We start from the raw sequence: 16208 nt of genomic DNA on the forward strand, positions 1-16208 counted from the left end.
GCGTCTCTCCCCCTCCGTTCAGGAGGGGGCTTGCGAAAAATATCCGTTATAAAAACAAAAGAGTTACCCGCTTCCAGTTGCAGTATAATTGTCAGCTGTCAGGGGTTTTTGAGGTCGCTATGCTATTAATTGTTCGTGCCATTATTGCCGTTATCTACTGCATTCTGGTCTGTATCTTCGGCTCTGTTTACTGCCTGTTCAGCCCGCGTAATCCAAAGCACGTTGCCACCTTTGGCCACATGTTTGCCCGTCTGGGGCCGCTGTTTGGCCTGAAAGTCGAGACCCGTCTGCCGGAAGGGGCAGAGAGCTATGGCAACGCTATCTATATCGGTAACCATCAGAATAACTACGACATGGTCACCGCGGCGAAAATCGTGCAGCCGCCAACCGTTACCGTGGGCAAAAAAAGCCTGCTGTGGATCCCGTTCTTTGGCCAGCTCTACTGGCTGACCGGCAACCTGCTGATTGACCGTAACAACCGCGCCAAAGCGCATGGCACCATTGCCGAAGTGGTGAACCACTTCAAAAAGCGCAAAATCTCCATCTGGATGTTCCCGGAAGGGACCCGCAGCCGGGGTCGCGGCCTGCTGCCGTTCAAAACTGGCGCGTTTCATGCCGCAATTGCGGCAGGCGTTCCGATTATTCCAGTGTGTGTTTCCAATACATCGAATAAGATAAACCTCAACCGTCTGCGTAACGGTCTGGTGATTGTCGAGATGCTGCCGCCAGTGGATGTCAGTAAATATGGCAAAGATCAGGTGCGCGAGCTGGCGGCACATTGCCGCGAATTAATGCTGAATAAAATCGCTGAGCTCGATAAAGAAGTCGCCGAGCGCGAAGCCGCTGGCAAGGTTTAAGCCGGCTTAAAGGGAAAACGAATTCCCGTGTTGTTAGCACGTTTATACATGGAGCCAATATGTCACTCAGTCGCCGTCAGTTTATTCAGGCATCAGGGATCGCCCTTTGTGCAGGCGCGGTTCCGCTGAGGGCAAACGCCGCCGGGCAGCAGCCGCAGCTGCCCATCCCGCCGTTACTCGAATCCCGCCGCGGACAGCCTTTGTTCCTGACGCTGCAGCGCGCCCACTGGTCATTCACTCAGGGCACGCGGGCCTCGGTCTGGGGCATCAACGGGCGCTACCTGGGCCCGACGGTGCGCGTCTGGAGCGGCGATGACGTCAAACTGATCTACAGCAACCGCCTGGCGGATAACGTCGCCATGACCATCAGCGGTATGCAGGTGCCGGGTCCGCTGCTGGGCGGCGCCCCACGCATGATGTCCGCAAGCGCCGACTGGGCGCCGGTTCTGCCGGTCCGCCAGCGCGCCTCCACCCTCTGGTATCACGCCAATACCCCGAACCGCACCGCGCAGCAGGTCTACAACGGCCTGGCCGGGATGTGGCTGATAGAGGATGAGGTCAGCAAATCTCTGCCGATCCCCAATCATTACGGGGTCGATGACTTCCCGCTCATTATTCAGGATAAGCGTCTGGATAACTTTGGCACGCCGGAGTACAGCGAGCCGGGCAGCGGCGGTTTTGTTGGCGATACGCTGCTGGTTAACGGCGCGCAAAGCCCCTATGTCGAGGTATCCCGCGGCTGGGTGCGCCTGCGTCTGCTCAATGCCTCCAACTCCCGTCGCTATCAGCTGCAGATGAGCGATGGCCGCCCGCTGCACGTGATCGCCGGGGATCAGGGCTTTTTACCGGCACCGGTGTCGGTTAAGCAGCTGGCGCTGGCCCCGGGCGAGCGGCGCGAAATCCTCGTGGATATGACCAACGGGGAAGAGGTGTCGGTTACCTGTGGTGAGGCGGCAGGCATCGTTGACCGCCTGCGCGGCTTCTTTGAGCCGTCGAGCATTCTGGTCTCCACCCTGGTGTTAACCCTGCGTCCAACCGGCCTGCTGCCACTGGTCACCGATACCCTGCCGATGCGCCTGCTGCCGGAAGAGATCCTCGGCGGCACGCCGGTGCGCAGCCGGGATATCAGCCTCGGCGACGATCCGGGCATTAACGGCCAGCTGTGGGACGTTAATCGCATCGATATCACCGCCCAGCAGGGCTCCTGGGAGCGCTGGACGGTGCGCGCCGACATGCCGCAGTCGTTCCACATCGAAGGAGTGAGTTTCCTGATCCGCAACGTCAACGGCGCCATGCCGTTCCCGGAAGATCGCGGCTGGAAAGATACCGTCTGGGTCGACGGGCAGGTGGAGCTGCTGGTCTATTACGGGCAGCCTTCGTGGCCGCACTTCCCATTCCTGTTCCACAGCCAGACGCTTGAGATGGCGGATCGAGGCTCGGTGGGACAGCTGCTGGTGAACCCGGCCCCGTAATTCTTTCCGCCCGGCATCCCTGCCGGGCGTACTGTTTCTATGCTCGCCAGAAGAAGCGCGAGCAGAGGATCAGAATCGGATAGATCTCCAGACGCCCCAGAATCATCGCCATACACATCAGGTATTTTGCCCCTTCCGTCAGCGTGCCGAACGTCGACGCGGTTTCACCGAACCCCAGCCCCATGTTGTTGATGCAGGCAGCGACCGTGGCGAAGGAGGTGAACAGATCGTACCCCATCAGATTCAGCGCCCAGATAAAAAAGGCGGTGAACAGCACGTAGAGAAAGAAGAAGCTCCAGACCGACCGTAGCACGCGCTCGTTTACCACGCTTTTGCCGATGCGCACCGGCAGAAGGGCGCGCGGATGGCCGAGCTGATGCAGCTCCTGACGGCACTGTTTGAACATGATCAGAAAGCGCAGCGCCTTGATGCCGCCGCAGGTTGAGCCGACACAGCCGCCGAAGAAGCTGGCCAGCAGCAGCAGAAAAATGGTGTGCGCGGGCCACTGGGCATAGTCACCGGTAGACAGGCCGTTATCGGTCATCATCGAGCTGGCGAGGAAAAAGGCATGCACCAGACTGTCAGGAATGTTGTACATGCCTGCGTGCCACACCTGCCAGGCGGTGATCAGAGTGATGATGGCGGCGGCGGCCAGAAAGAACTTCAGCTCCAGGTTGCGGCGAAAAGGTTTCAGCGTGCGGCGGGCAATGGCCACATACCAGAGGGTAAAGTTGAAGGCGGAGAGCAGGGAGAACAGCCCGGCGACCAGCTCTACCGCATGGCTGTCGTAAAAGCCGATACTTTCGCTACGGGTGGAAAAACCGCCGAGGGAGACGGTAGAAAGTCCATGACACAGCGCGTCGAAAAACGACATTCCGGCCAGCCAGTAGGCCAGGGTGCAGGTCAGCCCCAGCAGCAGATAGGTGAGCCACAGGGTGCGCGAGGTATCCGCCAGCCTGGGCGTGAGCCGCTCCTCTTTAAACGGCCCCGGCATTTCAGACTGATAAAGCTTCATGCCGCCGATGCCGAGGAACGGCAGTACCGCCACCGCCAGCACGATGACTCCGAGGCCGCCGATAAAGTTAAGCTGGGCGCGATAGTAGAGGTACGATTTGGGCAGAGCGCTGACGTCGCCAATCACCGTCGCCCCGGTGGTGGTGATCCCCGATACCCCTTCAAACAGCGCATCCGCCAGCGACAGTTCCTGAACGTCATCCATCCACAGCGGCATGGCGCTAATTATTGAGAAGAGAAACCAGAACAGGACGATAATGACAAACCCGTCGCGGGTGCGCAGCTGGATCCCGGCATGGCGGGTCATCAACCAGGTGCCGCCACCGAGGGTGAAAAAGGTCACAAAGGTGCTCAAAAAGGCCAGATAGCTGCGCTCTTTATTTGCCAGCGCGATGGCCATCGGCGGCAGCATCGAGAAGCTGTAAAGCAATACTAAAAATCCGCACAGATGCAGTACGACCTGTAGCTGAGAAACCTGAGAAGAGCGGTTGCGTCGCAAAGTGAAATTCCCCGTTATAGCCTTTTTTTGCTGTGCATAAACTGGCAAAGACCTGAGTATTGTCAGGGTAATTCGCCAGCAGGCGGCATTATGGCAGGTTGTTTACAGGGTTTGTAAAAGTTTCGTTAACCTGGCGCCAGTTTGGCGCATTTCCCCCCTTCATTTATGGCAGAAGAACAGCGTATAATCGCCGCCCTTTGATTATTTTTTCTTCGGAAGCATTATGAGCGCCATTTCCCTGATCCAGCCGGATCGTGACCTCTTCTCCTGGCCCCAGTACTGGGCGGCCTGCTTTGGACCGGCACCTTTCCTGCCGATGTCTCGTGAAGAGATGGATCAACTTGGCTGGGACAGCTGCGACATTATCCTGGTGACGGGCGATGCCTATGTCGATCACCCGAGCTTTGGCATGGCGATCTGCGGTCGTATGCTTGAAGCCCAGGGCTTCCGCGTCGGGATCATTGCCCAGCCGGACTGGAACAGCAAAGACGACTTTATGCGTCTGGGTAAACCGAACCTCTTCTTCGGCGTCACCGCCGGCAACATGGACTCGATGATCAACCGCTACACCGCCGACCGCAAACTGCGTCACGACGACGCCTACACCGCGGATAACGTGGCGGGCAAGCGCCCGGATCGCGCCACCCTCGTCTACACCCAACGATGCAAAGAAGCATGGAAAGACGTGCCGGTCATCCTCGGGGGTATCGAAGCGAGCCTGCGCCGTACCGCGCATTATGACTACTGGTCTGATACCGTGCGCCGTTCGGTGCTGGTGGACTCCAAAGCCGACATGCTGATCTTCGGTAACGGCGAACGTCCGCTGGTGGAAGTGGCGCACCGTCTGGCCCAGGGCGAGCCGGTGGGCGACATCCGCGACGTGCGCAATACCGCCATCATGGTGAAAGAGGCGCTGCCGGGCTGGAAAGGGGTGGATTCCCGTATCATCGACATGCCGGGTAAAATCGACCCGATCCCGCATCCGTACGGCGAAGATCTGCCGTGTGCGGATAACAAACCCGTAGCGCCGAAGAAGGCCGAAGCGAAAGCCATCGTCGTGCAGCCACCGCGTCCAAAGCCGTGGGAAAAGACCTACGTGCTGCTGCCCTCCTTTGAGAAGGTGAAAGGCGACAAGGTCCTTTATGCGCACGCGTCGCGTATTCTGCACCACGAAACCAACCCGGGCTGTGCGCGTGCTCTGATGCAAAAGCACGGCGAGCGCTACATCTGGGTTAACCCCCCGGCGATCCCGCTCTCTACCGAAGAGATGGACAGCGTGTTTGCCCTGCCGTACAAGCGTGTGCCGCACCCGTCATACGGCAACGCGCGCATCCCGGCGTATGAGATGATCCGCTTCTCGATCAACATCATGCGCGGCTGCTTCGGCGGCTGCTCTTTCTGTTCGATCACCGAGCACGAAGGGCGCATTATTCAGAGCCGCTCTGAAGACTCCATCGTCAACGAGATCGAAGCCATTCGCGACACGGTCCCGGGCTTTACCGGCGTGATCTCCGATCTGGGTGGCCCGACGGCCAACATGTACATGCTGCGCTGTAAGTCGCCGCGTGCGGAGCAGACCTGCCGTCGTTTGTCGTGCGTCTATCCGAGCATTTGCGAACACATGGACACCAACCACGAGCCGACGATCAACCTCTACCGTCGCGCCCGCGACCTGAAGGGCATCAAGAAGATCCTCATCGCTTCCGGCGTGCGTTACGACATCGCCGTGGAAGATCCGCGCTACATTAAAGAGCTGGCGACCCACCACGTGGGCGGCTACCTGAAGATTGCCCCGGAGCATACTGAAGAGGGGCCGCTGTCGAAGATGATGAAGCCGGGGATGGGCAGCTACGACCGCTTCAAAGAGCTGTTCGACACCTACTCGAAACAGGCCGGGAAAGAGCAGTATCTGATCCCGTACTTCATCTCCGCGCACCCGGGGACGCGTGACGAAGACATGGTCAACCTCGCCCTGTGGCTCAAGCAGCGCCGCTTCCGTCTGGATCAGGTGCAGAACTTCTATCCGTCGCCGCTGGCGAACTCGACAACCATGTATTACACCGGCAAGAACCCGCTGAGTAAGATTGGTTATAAGAGCGAGGATGTGGTGGTGCCGAAGGGTGACAAGCAGCGTCGTCTGCACAAAGCCCTGCTGCGTTATCACGATCCGAAAAACTGGCCGCTGATCCGTCAGGCGCTGGAAGAGATGGGTAAAAAACACCTGATCGGTTCCCGCCGCGACTGCCTGGTGCCTGCGCCAACGGTTGAAGAGATGCGCGAAGCGCGTCGCCAGAACCGCAACACGCGTCCGGCCCTGACCAAGCACACGCCGATTGTGCACCAGCGTTCGAACGGTGGGGCAACGGCGAAGAAGAGTGTAAAACGCAAGGCCGGTTAAGCCTGAAAAAATGCCCGGTGGCGCTAGCGCTTACCGGGCCTACATAATTGAATACCCTCTCCCCTATGGGGAGAGGGCAGGGTGAGGGGATTACCCGCCAAACTGGTCGGATCCGGGCCTAAACGCTTGCCTTTATCCAGCTTCGCAATTTCACCCAGTTCGTCTTTATCCAGACGGAAATCCCAGACGTTGAAGTTTTCCGCGATGCGCGACGGCGTAACGGATTTCGGGATCACCACCAGTCCGCAGTCCAGATGCCAGCGAATGACAATCTGTGCCGGGGTTTTGCCGTACTTGTCGGCCAGGTCGCGGATGATCTTCTGATCGAACACCCCTTCGCCGCCCTGCGCCAGTGGGCTCCAGGATTCAGTCTGGATCTTGTGGGTCGCATTCCAGGAGTGCAGCTGACGCTGCTGCATCAGCGGGTGCAGTTCAATCTGGTTGATTACCGGGGCGACGCCCGTCTCATCAATCAGTCGTTGCAGATGGTGGACCTGGAAGTTACAGACCCCGACGCTCTTCACCAGCCCGGCTTTTTGCAGGTCGAGCATCCCTTGCCAGGCCTCGACATAGTGATCGATAGCCGGAACCGGCCAGTGCATCAGGTAGAGATCGACAAAGTCGAGCTGCAGCTTGTCCAGACTCTCCTGCAGGGCTTCTGCCGGACGCTTCTGGTCGTCGTTCCACAGCTTGGTGGTAATGAATAACTCATCGCGGGGCAGGCCAGCGCTGGCAAGAGCCTTGCCGACGCCGTCTTCATTTTTGTAGGCGGCGGCGGTATCAATGGAGCGATAGCCGACTTCCAGTGCTTTGTGAATGGCGGAGACGACCTCGTCGTTACCGGCTTTCCATACGCCGAGCCCCAACTGGGGCATTACGTTGCCGTCCTGAAGCTTGATTACGGTTTGGTTTGCCATTTTTCCTCCTTCATTGGACATCCACCAGGGGTAATCCCCCGGTGGCGTATGTGCATTAAGCCTGGCCTAAATGCCGAAAAACGAAAGGCAATCGCGTAAAATCGCTTAGCGCGCGGCCTCGTAAATACGGCGGCTGACGTCGAGGGTAATGTCGCGATGTTCGCCGATTTGCGTCATGCCGTGCTCTTCGAGTTTTGCCAGCAGGGCAGGGATGGAGCTGCCGTCCAGGCCGTAGCCGGAGAGACGCGTTGGCACGCCCAGCTGCTCGAAGAAGTTGCGGGTAGCGGCAATGGCGGCATCGATGCGCTCATCTTCAGAACCGGCGGTAATACCCCAGACGCGCTCAGCGTACTGCAGCAGTTTGCCGCGTTTGGTGTCGCGTTTTTCATTCCACAGCGCAGGCAGTACCACCGCCAGGGTCTGGGCATGATCGAGGCCGTGCATCGCCGTCAGCTCGTGGCCCAGCATATGGGTCGCCCAGTCCTGCGGCACGCCGGCACCAATCAGGCCGTTCAGCGCCTGAGTCGCGGCCCACATCACGTTGGCACGCACCTCGTAGTTTTCTGGCTCCTGCAGCGCCAGCGGGCCGTCTTCGATCAGGGTCAGCAGAATGCCCTCGGCGAAGCGATCCTGAATTTTGGCATTCACCGGATAAGTGACGTACTGCTCGACGGTATGAACAAAGGCATCCACCACGCCGTTCGCCACCTGGCGCGGCGGCAGGGTGTAGGTGTAAACCGGATCCAGCACCGCAAATACCGGCTGCACGTGCTCGTTCATAAAGGCCTGCTTGTCGCCGGTGGTTTTACGGGAGATCACCGCGCCTTTGTTGGACTCGGAGCCGGTGGCCGGGAGGGTCAGCACGGAGCCCATCGGGATGGCGCTTTTAATGTCGCTGCCGCCGGTTTGCAGGATGTGCCACGGGTCGATGTTTTCATCGTAACGGGCCGCTGCGGCGATAAACTTGGTGCCGTCCAGTACGGAACCACCGCCTACCGCCAGCAGGAAGGTGATCTGCTCTTCACGGGCGATTTTCACCGCGTTCATCAGCGTTTCGTAAGACGGGTTTGGCTCGATGCCGCCAAACTCACGCACGTCCAGACCTTCCAGCGCGGAGTAGACCTGATCCAGCACGCCATTTTTCTTCACGCTGCCGCCGCCGTAGGTGATCAGTACGCGGGCATCGGCCGGGATCTGCTCGCGCAGGTCGGCGATAGCGCCTTTACCAAACAGGATGCGGGTCGGGGTATGCAGATTGAAATTGTTCATTGTTCGTTCCCTTTGGTGGGTGAAAAAACGGGGCGGCCACGGGGCTGCCTGATGGTGCTCATTGTGGCGAGCGCACAGGTTTCTCTCAATGCACATTCCTGCCGTTGTCTTGCCCATTTCTACACAGTACTGGAGAAAATAAGTAAAAATGCGCACACTGCAGGTGTCGGAAAACAACCCCTGAGCGAGAGAAGATGAAACGTGACGCGATCTGCCAGCAGCTAACGGAACAAATTAACAAGCTGAAAGATAATGAAAATCATCTCGATACCCTGCTGCCGGACGTTCGCCTTTTGTACGGCACCCAGCCCTACGCCCGCACCCCGGTGATGTACCAGCCGGGTATCATTTTTCTCTTTTCCGGCCACAAAATTGGCTATATCAACGAACGCGTCTTCCGTTACGACACCAACGAATATCTGCTCCTGACAGTACCTTTACCCTTCGAATGTGAAACCTTCGCGACAGAGAGGGTTCCGCTGGCAGGGATGCGCTTAAATATTGACATTCTGCAGCTCCAGGAGCTGCTGATGGACATTGGCGAGGATGAACTGTTTCGCCCGTCGATGGCGGCGAGCGGCATCAACTCCGCCACCCTGACCGATGAGATCCTCTGCGCCATTGAACGGCTGCTGGATGTAATGGAGCGCCCGCTGGATGCGCGAATTTTGGGCAAGCAGATTGTGCGCGAGATCCTCTATCACGTCCTGCTCGGGCCGGGCGGCGGGGCGCTGCTGGCGCTGGTCAGCCGTCAGACCCACTTTAGCCTCATCGGCCGGGTGCTAAAGCGCATCGAGAGCCAGTACACCGAAAACCTGAGCGTGGACCAGCTGGCGGCCGAGGCCAACATGAGCGTGTCGGCGTTCCACCATAACTTCAAATCGGTGACCAGCACCTCGCCGCTGCAGTATCTCAAGAGCTACCGCCTGCACAAGGCGCGCATGTTAATGATCCACGACGGCATGAAGGCCAGCGCCGCCGCGCTGCGGGTGGGGTATGAGAGCGCCTCGCAGTTCAGCCGTGAGTTCAAGCGCTACTTTGGCGTAACGCCAGGGGAAGATGCGGCGCGGATCAGAACAATGCAGGGGTAGGGTGGGGGTCAAATTCCCTCTCCCCTGGGGGGAGAGGGTCAGGGTGAGGGGATTTTTTCAGGCGCTGCAGTACTTCTTGCGGATCACCACCACAATCGTCCCCAACAGGCCCGCCACCAGCAGGAAAATCGGCAGGATCATCAGGAAGGTCATGACCTGATCTTCATGATGTTTCACAAAGGGGATCATATTTAACGCGTAGCCGAGCGTGGTCACCACGCCGACCCACAGCAGGGCGCTCAGCCAGTTAAAGAACTGGAAGCGGCGGTTAGAGAGCCCGGAAATGCCCGCCATGGTGGGCAGCAAGGTGCGGACAAACGCCAGGAAACGCCCGGCCAGCAGCGCCAGCAGGCCGTGGCGATCGAACATGCAGGTCGCCCGCTGGTGGTATTTATGCGGCAGCTGCGCCAGCCAGCTTTTCACCACCCGCGTATTGCCGAGCCAGCGGCCCTGCAGATAGCTGAGCCAGCAGCCCAGGCTGGCGGCCGAGGTGAGGATCACCATGGTGGGAGTGAAGTCCATGACCCCTTTACCGATTAACGCGCCTGCCAGCAGCAGCAGGCTGTCGCCCGGTAAAAAGGAGGCGGGCAGTAACCCATTTTCCAGAAACAGCGTCGCGAACATGACGAAATAGACAATCCCAACCACGTGCGGGTCCGCCAGTGCTGCAAAATCGTGTTGCCAGAGTGCAGCGATAATATCTTGAATAACAGCCATGGGCTTTCCTGTGGAACAGCATTTATAAGGCTATTGTACTCCCTATTTCGCCTGCGGGCTTTGATCGCAGGCGCAACAATCAGACTTTTCTGCAGGGATTGTGGAGAAAAGTGTCCGCGGAGTGTTTTTATCGCCCTGCGCTATTCGATTCGCGCAAACCCGGCTTCCAGATCGGCGATTAAATCGTCGACGTTTTCCAGGCCGATATGCAGGCGGATCAGGGTGCCGGTAAAGTCCACTTCACCACCCGGACGCAGGGCCGCAATCTGCTCTGGCTGGTTCGGCAGGATCAGCGATTCAAAGCCGCCCCACGAATAGGCCATGCTGAACAGCGAGAAGTTGTCCAGATACGCGGAGAGTTCGTCGTTGCTCAGGCGCTTATTCAGCACAAACGAGAACAGACCGCTGCTGCCCGTAAAGTCACGTTGCCAGAATTCATGCCCGATGCTGCCCGGCAGCGCCGGATGGTTAACGCGCGCCACCTGCGGATGCTGCGCCAGCCAGCGGGCAACCTGCAGGCTGCTTTCATGATGCTGACGCAGGCGCACGCTAAGGGTGCGCAGGCCGCGGCTGGTCATGTAGGCGGTATCGGCATCCACCATCTGGCCCATCAGATAGGCATTCTCACGCAATTGCTCCCAGCAGCGGGCGTTAGAGACCGCAGTGCCGATCATGCCGTCAGAGTGGCCAATCAGGTATTTGGTCGCCGCCTGAATAGAAATATCGATACCAAAATCGAGCGCCTTAAACAGCACGCCCGCCGCCCAGGTGTTATCGATCATGATGATGGCGTCCGGCGCTTTGCTGCGTACCGCCTCTACGATGGCAGGCACGTCATGCACTTCCATGGTGATGGAGCCCGGAGATTCCAGGAACACAATTCGGGTATTAGGCTGGATCAGTTCGGCGATCCCGGCGCCAATCTGCGGGTCGAACCAGCCGGTGGTGACGCCCAGCTTGCTGAGGATTTTGGTGCAGAAGTCCTGGCTTGGCTCGTAGGCGGTGTTGGTCATCAGGATATGGTCGCCCTGCTCGACGAACGCCAGAATGGTATTCGCCACCGCTGCCGCGCCGCAGGGGAACAGCGCGCAGCCCGCGCCGCCTTCCAGCTCGCACATCGCTTCCTGTAACGAGAAATGGGTTAGCGTCCCGCGACGTCCGTAGAACAGCTCGCCGTTGGCCCGGTTGCGGGTGGCGTGCTTTTTCGCTTCGACGGTATCAAACACCAGCGACGAGGCGCGCTGGATGACGCTGTTCACCGAGCCAAGGGTATATTTCTTACTGCGTCCCGCCTGGACGAGGGTAGTATCAAGATGCTTCTCTTTCATATCTGCGCAACCTGTTTTTATACGTCTGGACGTCCACACTATCACGAAAGTAAAAATGGTCACGTCAACGCTCACTGGTTCAGCGGAAAATTTTTTAAAATTTGTTTCCGGGAAATTTTTCCTGCGTAAGCGCAAGGAAAATGAAACGAATTTACGGCACTATGTAAATACTAATGAGAACTACTATCAATTCGACGCTGTTTTGATATTATTATGCTCAGATTTTGTGATTTGTGTCCTGGAGATACCGAGTGGGTAATAATTTGATGCAGACGGATCTCTCCGTCTTGGGCATGTATCATCATGCCGACATCGTGGTGAAGATTGTCATGATCGGCCTGATTCTGGCGTCTGTCGTCACCTGGGCTATTTTCTTTAGTAAGAGCGCTGAGCTTATTTCGCATAAGCGTCGTCTTAAGCGCGAGCAGCAGCAGCTGGCCGAAGCCCGCACCCTGAATCAGGCGAGCGACATGGCTTCTTCCTTCCAGGCGAAGAGCCTGACCACCCAGTTAATCAACGAAGCACAGAACGAGCTGGAACTTTCCGCAGGCAGTGAAGACAACGAAGGTATTAAAGAGCGTACCGGCTTCCGCCTGGAGCGTCGCGTTGCGGCTATTGGCCGTCATATGGGACGCGGCAACGGCTACCTGGCGACCATCGGTGCTATTTCACCGTTCGTCGGTCTGTTCGGTACCGTCTGGGGCATCATGAACAGCTTCATCGGCATTGCCCAGACGCAAACCACCAACCTCGCGGTTGTGGCACCCGGCATCGCCGAAGCGCTGCTGGCGACGGCCATTGGTCTGGTTGCGGCCATCCCGGCGGTGGTTATCTATAACATCTTCGCCCGTATGATCGGCAGCTACAAAGCGACCCTCGGCGACGTTGCCGCTCAGGTTCTGCTGCTGCAAAGCCGCGATCTGGATCTCAGCGCCAGCGCTGCGAAGCCGGTCCGTTCTGCTCAGAAATTTCACGTAGGTTGATTCGCCATGGCAATGCGTCTTAATGAAAATCTGGACGATAACGGCGAAATGCACGAAATCAACGTGACGCCGTTTATCGACGTCATGCTGGTTCTGCTGATTATCTTCATGGTTGCGGCGCCGCTGGCGACCGTGGACGTGAAGGTGAATCTGCCTGCGTCATCCAGTCAGCCGCAGCCGCGCCCGGAAAAACCGATTTATCTGTCCGTTAAAGCCGATAAATCCATGTTCCTGGGTAACGATCCGGTGACTGATGAGTCGGTGATCTCGGCGCTGAACGTCCTGACCGAAGGCAAGAAAGACACGACGGTCTTCTTCCGTGCCGATAAAACGGTCGACTACGAAACCATGATGAAGGTAATGGACACGCTGCATCAGGCGGGTTACCTGAAGATAGGTTTAGTCGGCGAAGAGAAGACAGTGGCTAAATAAACAATTACGGCAACCCTTGGGTTGCCGTAATTGTTTTTGCCGGGTGGCGCTACGCTTACCCGGCCTACATGCGAAACGTAGGCCGGGTAAGGCGAAGCCGCCATCCGGCAACGAACAACTATCCCAGATGTTCCCCACCGCACACGCCGTGCACTTCTGCCGTCACGTAGCTTGATTCCTGACTCGCCAGATAGACGTACACCGGCGCCAGCTCCGCAGGCTGCCCTGCGCGCTTCATCGGGGTCTGCTGACCAAACTGCGGGATCTTCTCCTGGGTCTGGCCGCCGGAGATTTGCAGCGCCGTCCAGATAGGCCCCGGTGCCACCACGTTGACGCGCACGCCGGTCTCCGCCACCTGTTTTGCCAGCCCGCGGCTGAAGTTGAGGATCGCCGCTTTGGTTGAGGCGTAGTCCAGCAGGTGCGGGCTCGGCTGATAGGCCTGAATCGACGAGGTGGTGATGATGCTCGACCCGGCAGGCAGCAGCGGCAGCGCCTCCTGGGTTATCCAGAACAGTGCCAGCACGTTCACGGCATAGGTCTGCTTAAACTGCTCGGTGGTCAGATCGGCAATCTTCTCCACCGCCACCTGCTTACCGGCCACCAGCGCCAGCACGTCCAGTCCGCCTAGTTCCTGATGGGCTTTATGCACCAGCGAGCGGGCAAATTTTTCATCACTCAGATCGCCGGGAATGAGCACCGCCTTGCGTCCGGCCTCTTCAATAAGCTTCTTAACCTGTTGAGCGTCCTCTTCCTCGGCGGGCAGGTAGTTGATGGCAACGTCTGCGCCTTCACGCGCGTAAGCGATGGCGGCAGCGCGCCCAATCCCGGAGTCGCCCCCTGTCACCAGTGCCTTACGATCCTGTAGTCTGCCGCGGCCTTTATAGGTTTTTTCGCCGCAATCCGGCACCGGGTCCATTTTGCTCTGTACGCCGGGCGCAGGCTGTTTCTGCTGCGGATACTCACCGGTGTAGTACTGGGTGGTCGGATCCTGAATTTTGCTCTGAGAATTTGCCATTGAGGTTCTCCTTGAGGGGTTAATCAGACCTTAAGTTTAGGAGAATCAACTGGGCTGTGAGGATCATTCAGGATAATCCTTAAATGAATCGGGCGGAGCGGAAACAGGCGGTGCGGCAGGTTTGTCGAGGATTACGGCTTTTGCGGGGGAACGTCAGCTTTGGCGGCCAGCACGTCTTCATTCAACGCCACGGTCGTCACGCTGGAGGTGCGATAGCCTTCATCGGCCAGCTTGCGTGTGACGCGCAGGGTCGCGGTTTCGCGTGCCAGCAAATATTGATAATTGGTTTCCAGCCGCGCCAGTATTTTCTCTTTTAAGTCGGGACGCTGTTCCATGATGACGTTTATTGCCGCGCCGTAGATCTCTTCTTTTACCTGCAACGGATAAATTTCCCGGCGATTCTGCCATTTCAGGCGTACCAGACCGGCCGGAATGGAGAGCAAATCTTTTGCAATACGTTGTATTTCCGCGTTTTTAATCTCTTTTAGCGCGGTAAGGTTTTGCTCTAAGATAAATTCATCGCTTTTTTTGTCATCTAAAGCTAAATAAACGTTGTTGTTATCAACATCCTTCACGTTATTCATCCTCTAGCTTATAAAATACGGGCGTATTTTTCTCGCAGGTAATTAGGTTCAACCAGATTTCATTACCGGCCTCGTTAATCTCATCGGTTTTTTCCGCCAATATTTGACTTAGTGCCTGCGTGTCTATTTCCCCCTCCGCCTGCAAATCATTCAACAGGCGGGCAAACACCTCGATTTTAATGACGCGAAATAACCGGTCTTTAATATGCCGATCGTGCTCTTCGAGCAACATATTGCGGGAGTTACCGGTACGGGTAACACCAATTAATATATCCGGCGCGTAATCAGCGAGTGTTCTTTTCCCCTTAGTGAAATTGGCATTGCTTTCTGCTTCTGGCGGTTTCGGTTCCACGGAAGAAATGTGAAACTTGGCCGGGACCAGATTGTCGGGCAACATTTTATATTTCCTTTAATTTCAACGGGGTAGGGTTGTCTGGAGTGTGAGATTCGTTGACAATAACATGAGGCAAATTTAAAATCAAAAAAATGGAGCCTGCCTATATGAACAGCATTTTTTATACTGTCATTACTTTGTTATTGCTTACTGCCGTGGTTCTTTTATTGATGCGCGAGTTCAATAAAAGCAGCGATGCAGAGAGCGCGCATGTCCCGGCCCCGCCGGAGCGGTTGTCAAAAGAAGAGGGCGAAGACCATTTTTCAGTGTTAATGAATGCGATTACGCCAGTCTGGTACTGGCGCGTTAATCATGAATATATTGATTTCCTCCATGCCACAATTAAACGAATGAATATGGTGGAAATAAATAGCATTCCTGACCTGTTTGAAGCTCAGCGTCGTTGCAGCGATCTTAACTCTGCGGTGTATAAATATTACGACAATATCAAGAAGCGCTGCCTGAACGGTGAAAAAGTGTCGCACTCGGATCTGGAGGTAATGAACCTGCGCCAGTGTTTTCGCGAATTCAGCCTTGAGGCCTATCCGTCGCTGGTGGTGCTGGTGTGGCCGGAATATCAGCGCCCGGTAATAAAGCCCGATCAGGTATAGGGTCTTTGTTTAGTTGTTGCAAACAGTTTGGACCCTTGCGATATACTGCGCGCTGGTTTCGTTTGCAGACAGGACTTTATGGAACGCTTTTTTGAAAACGCAATGTATGCCTCCCGCTGGCTGTTAGCCCCGGTCTATTTTGGCCTCTCGCTGGCGCTGGTGGCCCTCTGTATTAAATTCTTCCAGGAAATTTTTCACGTCCTGCCGCATATTTTCAGCATCGCAGAATCCGACCTGATCCTGCTGTTGCTGTCGCTGGTGGATATGACCCTGGTGGGTGGCCTGCTGGTGATGGTGATGTTCTCGGGTTATGAGAATTTCGTCTCGCAGCTGGATATCTCCTCGGATAAAGAGAAGCTGAGCTGGCTGGGTAAAATGGATGCCTCGTCGCTGAAAAACAAAGTGGCGGCGTCGATTGTGGCAATCTCTTCCATTCACCTGTTGCGGGTGTTTATGGATGCCAAAAATATCCCGGACAACAAGCTGATGTGGTACGTGATTATTCACCTGACCTTTGTGCTGTCGGCGTTTGTGATGGGGTATCTGGATAAGCTGAGCCGCAAATAAGTTAAAAACGCCTGATGGCGCTGCGCTTATCAGGCCTACGGGCCTCTCTCCCCATCGGGG

Annotated in this window: 15 protein-coding genes and 1 pseudogene; 8 read left to right on the top strand and 8 right to left on the bottom strand. The window is 56.8% G+C overall.

Features of this window, described 5'->3' with window-relative positions; all coding sequences use genetic code 11:
• Window positions 1-119: 119 nt before the first annotated feature.
• Both plsC and ftsP read left to right on the top strand, forming a co-directional pair.
• Window positions 120-857, top strand: a complete 738-nt coding sequence (gene plsC / locus K5I40_RS12125; protein ID WP_039031790.1) for a 1-acylglycerol-3-phosphate O-acyltransferase — start codon at window positions 120-122, stop codon at window positions 855-857.
• 59 nt (window positions 858-916) lie between these two features.
• Window positions 917-2329 (top strand): cell division protein FtsP, encoded by a 1413-nt coding sequence (ftsP, locus tag K5I40_RS12130; protein WP_039031791.1) that lies wholly within the window; start codon window positions 917-919, stop codon window positions 2327-2329.
• A gap of 37 nt (window positions 2330-2366) precedes the next feature.
• Here the strand turns inward: ftsP and K5I40_RS12135 are convergent, their stop codons facing one another.
• Window positions 2367-3842, bottom strand: a complete 1476-nt coding sequence (locus K5I40_RS12135) for a TrkH family potassium uptake protein (protein ID WP_039031792.1) — start codon at window positions 3840-3842, stop codon at window positions 2367-2369.
• 223 nt (window positions 3843-4065) lie between these two features.
• Between K5I40_RS12135 and K5I40_RS12140 the strand changes: the two genes are divergently transcribed.
• Window positions 4066-6240, top strand: coding sequence for a YgiQ family radical SAM protein (locus K5I40_RS12140; protein WP_039031793.1), 2175 nt, complete (start codon window positions 4066-4068; stop codon window positions 6238-6240).
• A 92-nt stretch (window positions 6241-6332) separates the two neighbouring features.
• On the opposite strand, the pseudogene dkgA reads toward K5I40_RS12140, so the two are convergent.
• Both dkgA and yqhD read right to left on the bottom strand, forming a co-directional pair.
• Window positions 6333-7157, bottom strand: a pseudogene (dkgA, locus tag K5I40_RS12145) (2,5-didehydrogluconate reductase DkgA); the annotation flags it as partial.
• A 105-nt stretch (window positions 7158-7262) separates the two neighbouring features.
• Window positions 7263-8426 carry an alcohol dehydrogenase gene (gene yqhD / locus K5I40_RS12150; RefSeq protein WP_223074616.1) on the bottom strand — a complete coding sequence of 388 codons (1164 nt, stop codon included), beginning with the start codon at window positions 8424-8426 and terminating at the stop codon, window positions 7263-7265.
• Between the two features lie 194 nt (window positions 8427-8620).
• On the opposite strand from yqhD, the gene K5I40_RS12155 reads away from it, so the two are divergent.
• Window positions 8621-9517, top strand: coding sequence for an AraC family transcriptional regulator (locus K5I40_RS12155; protein ID WP_223074617.1), 897 nt, complete (start codon window positions 8621-8623; stop codon window positions 9515-9517).
• Between the two features lie 57 nt (window positions 9518-9574).
• On the opposite strand, the gene yghB is transcribed toward K5I40_RS12155, so the two are convergent.
• Complete coding sequence (gene yghB / locus K5I40_RS12160; RefSeq protein WP_139563614.1) at window positions 9575-10234, bottom strand: DedA family general envelope maintenance protein YghB; 660 nt, start codon at window positions 10232-10234, stop codon at window positions 9575-9577.
• Window positions 10235-10374: 140 nt separating this feature from the next.
• On the bottom strand, window positions 10375-11562 hold the full coding sequence (gene metC / locus K5I40_RS12165; protein WP_039031798.1) for a cystathionine beta-lyase: 1188 nt from the start codon (window positions 11560-11562) through the stop codon (window positions 10375-10377).
• Window positions 11563-11813: 251 nt separating this feature from the next.
• Between metC and exbB the strand changes: the two genes are divergently transcribed.
• Both exbB and exbD read left to right on the top strand, forming a co-directional pair.
• The gene (exbB, locus tag K5I40_RS12170; protein ID WP_039031799.1) at window positions 11814-12545 is read left to right on the top strand and encodes a tol-pal system-associated acyl-CoA thioesterase; all 732 of its coding nucleotides are present in this window, start codon (window positions 11814-11816) and stop codon (window positions 12543-12545) included.
• 6 nt (window positions 12546-12551) lie between these two features.
• Window positions 12552-12977, top strand: a complete 426-nt coding sequence (gene exbD, locus K5I40_RS12175) for a TonB system transport protein ExbD (RefSeq protein WP_223074618.1) — start codon at window positions 12552-12554, stop codon at window positions 12975-12977.
• 118 nt (window positions 12978-13095) lie between these two features.
• On the opposite strand, the gene K5I40_RS12180 is transcribed toward exbD, so the two are convergent.
• The 3 genes from K5I40_RS12180 to K5I40_RS12190 form a co-directional block, all read right to left on the bottom strand.
• Entirely contained in the window at window positions 13096-13992 is an 897-nt protein-coding gene (locus tag K5I40_RS12180) for an SDR family oxidoreductase (protein ID WP_223074619.1), read from the bottom strand.
• 131 nt (window positions 13993-14123) lie between these two features.
• Window positions 14124-14576 (bottom strand): cytoplasmic protein, encoded by a 453-nt coding sequence (locus K5I40_RS12185; protein WP_138370220.1) that lies wholly within the window; start codon window positions 14574-14576, stop codon window positions 14124-14126.
• Entirely contained in the window at window positions 14569-14973 is a 405-nt protein-coding gene (locus tag K5I40_RS12190) for a hypothetical protein (protein ID WP_223074620.1), read from the bottom strand. Before K5I40_RS12190 ends, K5I40_RS12185 begins: the two co-directional genes overlap by 8 nt.
• A 104-nt stretch (window positions 14974-15077) precedes the next feature.
• On the opposite strand from K5I40_RS12190, the gene K5I40_RS12195 reads away from it, so the two are divergent.
• Both K5I40_RS12195 and K5I40_RS12200 read left to right on the top strand, forming a co-directional pair.
• A complete protein-coding gene (locus K5I40_RS12195) occupies window positions 15078-15581 on the top strand; it encodes an ESA_00282 family adhesion-associated protein (protein WP_039031804.1) in 504 nt (167 codons plus the stop codon).
• 78 nt (window positions 15582-15659) lie between these two features.
• A complete protein-coding gene (locus tag K5I40_RS12200) occupies window positions 15660-16148 on the top strand; it encodes a TIGR00645 family protein (protein WP_039031805.1) in 489 nt (162 codons plus the stop codon).
• The last annotated feature ends 60 nt before the right edge of the window (window positions 16149-16208 follow it).

Source organism: Leclercia sp. LTM14, assembly GCF_023736175.1.
Lineage (GTDB): Bacteria > Pseudomonadota > Gammaproteobacteria > Enterobacterales > Enterobacteriaceae > Enterobacter > Enterobacter barmai.

What these genes read in the sequence shown, in the direction of transcription:
- plsC (WP_039031790.1), top strand. Translation starts at nt 120, where the DNA reads ATGCTATTAATTGTTCGTGCCATTATTGCCGTTATCTACTGCATTCTG.
- ftsP (WP_039031791.1), top strand. Translation starts at nt 917, where the DNA reads ATGTCACTCAGTCGCCGTCAGTTTATTCAGGCATCAGGGATCGCCCTT.
- K5I40_RS12140 (WP_039031793.1), top strand. Translation starts at nt 4,066, where the DNA reads ATGAGCGCCATTTCCCTGATCCAGCCGGATCGTGACCTCTTCTCCTGG.
- yqhD (WP_223074616.1), bottom strand. Translation starts at nt 8,426, where the DNA reads ATGAACAATTTCAATCTGCATACCCCGACCCGCATCCTGTTTGGTAAA.
- K5I40_RS12155 (WP_223074617.1), top strand. Translation starts at nt 8,621, where the DNA reads ATGAAACGTGACGCGATCTGCCAGCAGCTAACGGAACAAATTAACAAG.
- yghB (WP_139563614.1), bottom strand. Translation starts at nt 10,234, where the DNA reads ATGGCTGTTATTCAAGATATTATCGCTGCACTCTGGCAACACGATTTT.
- metC (WP_039031798.1), bottom strand. Translation starts at nt 11,562, where the DNA reads ATGAAAGAGAAGCATCTTGATACTACCCTCGTCCAGGCGGGACGCAGT.
- exbD (WP_223074618.1), top strand. Translation starts at nt 12,552, where the DNA reads ATGGCAATGCGTCTTAATGAAAATCTGGACGATAACGGCGAAATGCAC.
- K5I40_RS12180 (WP_223074619.1), bottom strand. Translation starts at nt 13,992, where the DNA reads ATGGCAAATTCTCAGAGCAAAATTCAGGATCCGACCACCCAGTACTAC.
- K5I40_RS12185 (WP_138370220.1), bottom strand. Translation starts at nt 14,576, where the DNA reads ATGAATAACGTGAAGGATGTTGATAACAACAACGTTTATTTAGCTTTA.
- K5I40_RS12190 (WP_223074620.1), bottom strand. Translation starts at nt 14,973, where the DNA reads ATGTTGCCCGACAATCTGGTCCCGGCCAAGTTTCACATTTCTTCCGTG.
- K5I40_RS12195 (WP_039031804.1), top strand. Translation starts at nt 15,078, where the DNA reads ATGAACAGCATTTTTTATACTGTCATTACTTTGTTATTGCTTACTGCC.
- K5I40_RS12200 (WP_039031805.1), top strand. Translation starts at nt 15,660, where the DNA reads ATGGAACGCTTTTTTGAAAACGCAATGTATGCCTCCCGCTGGCTGTTA.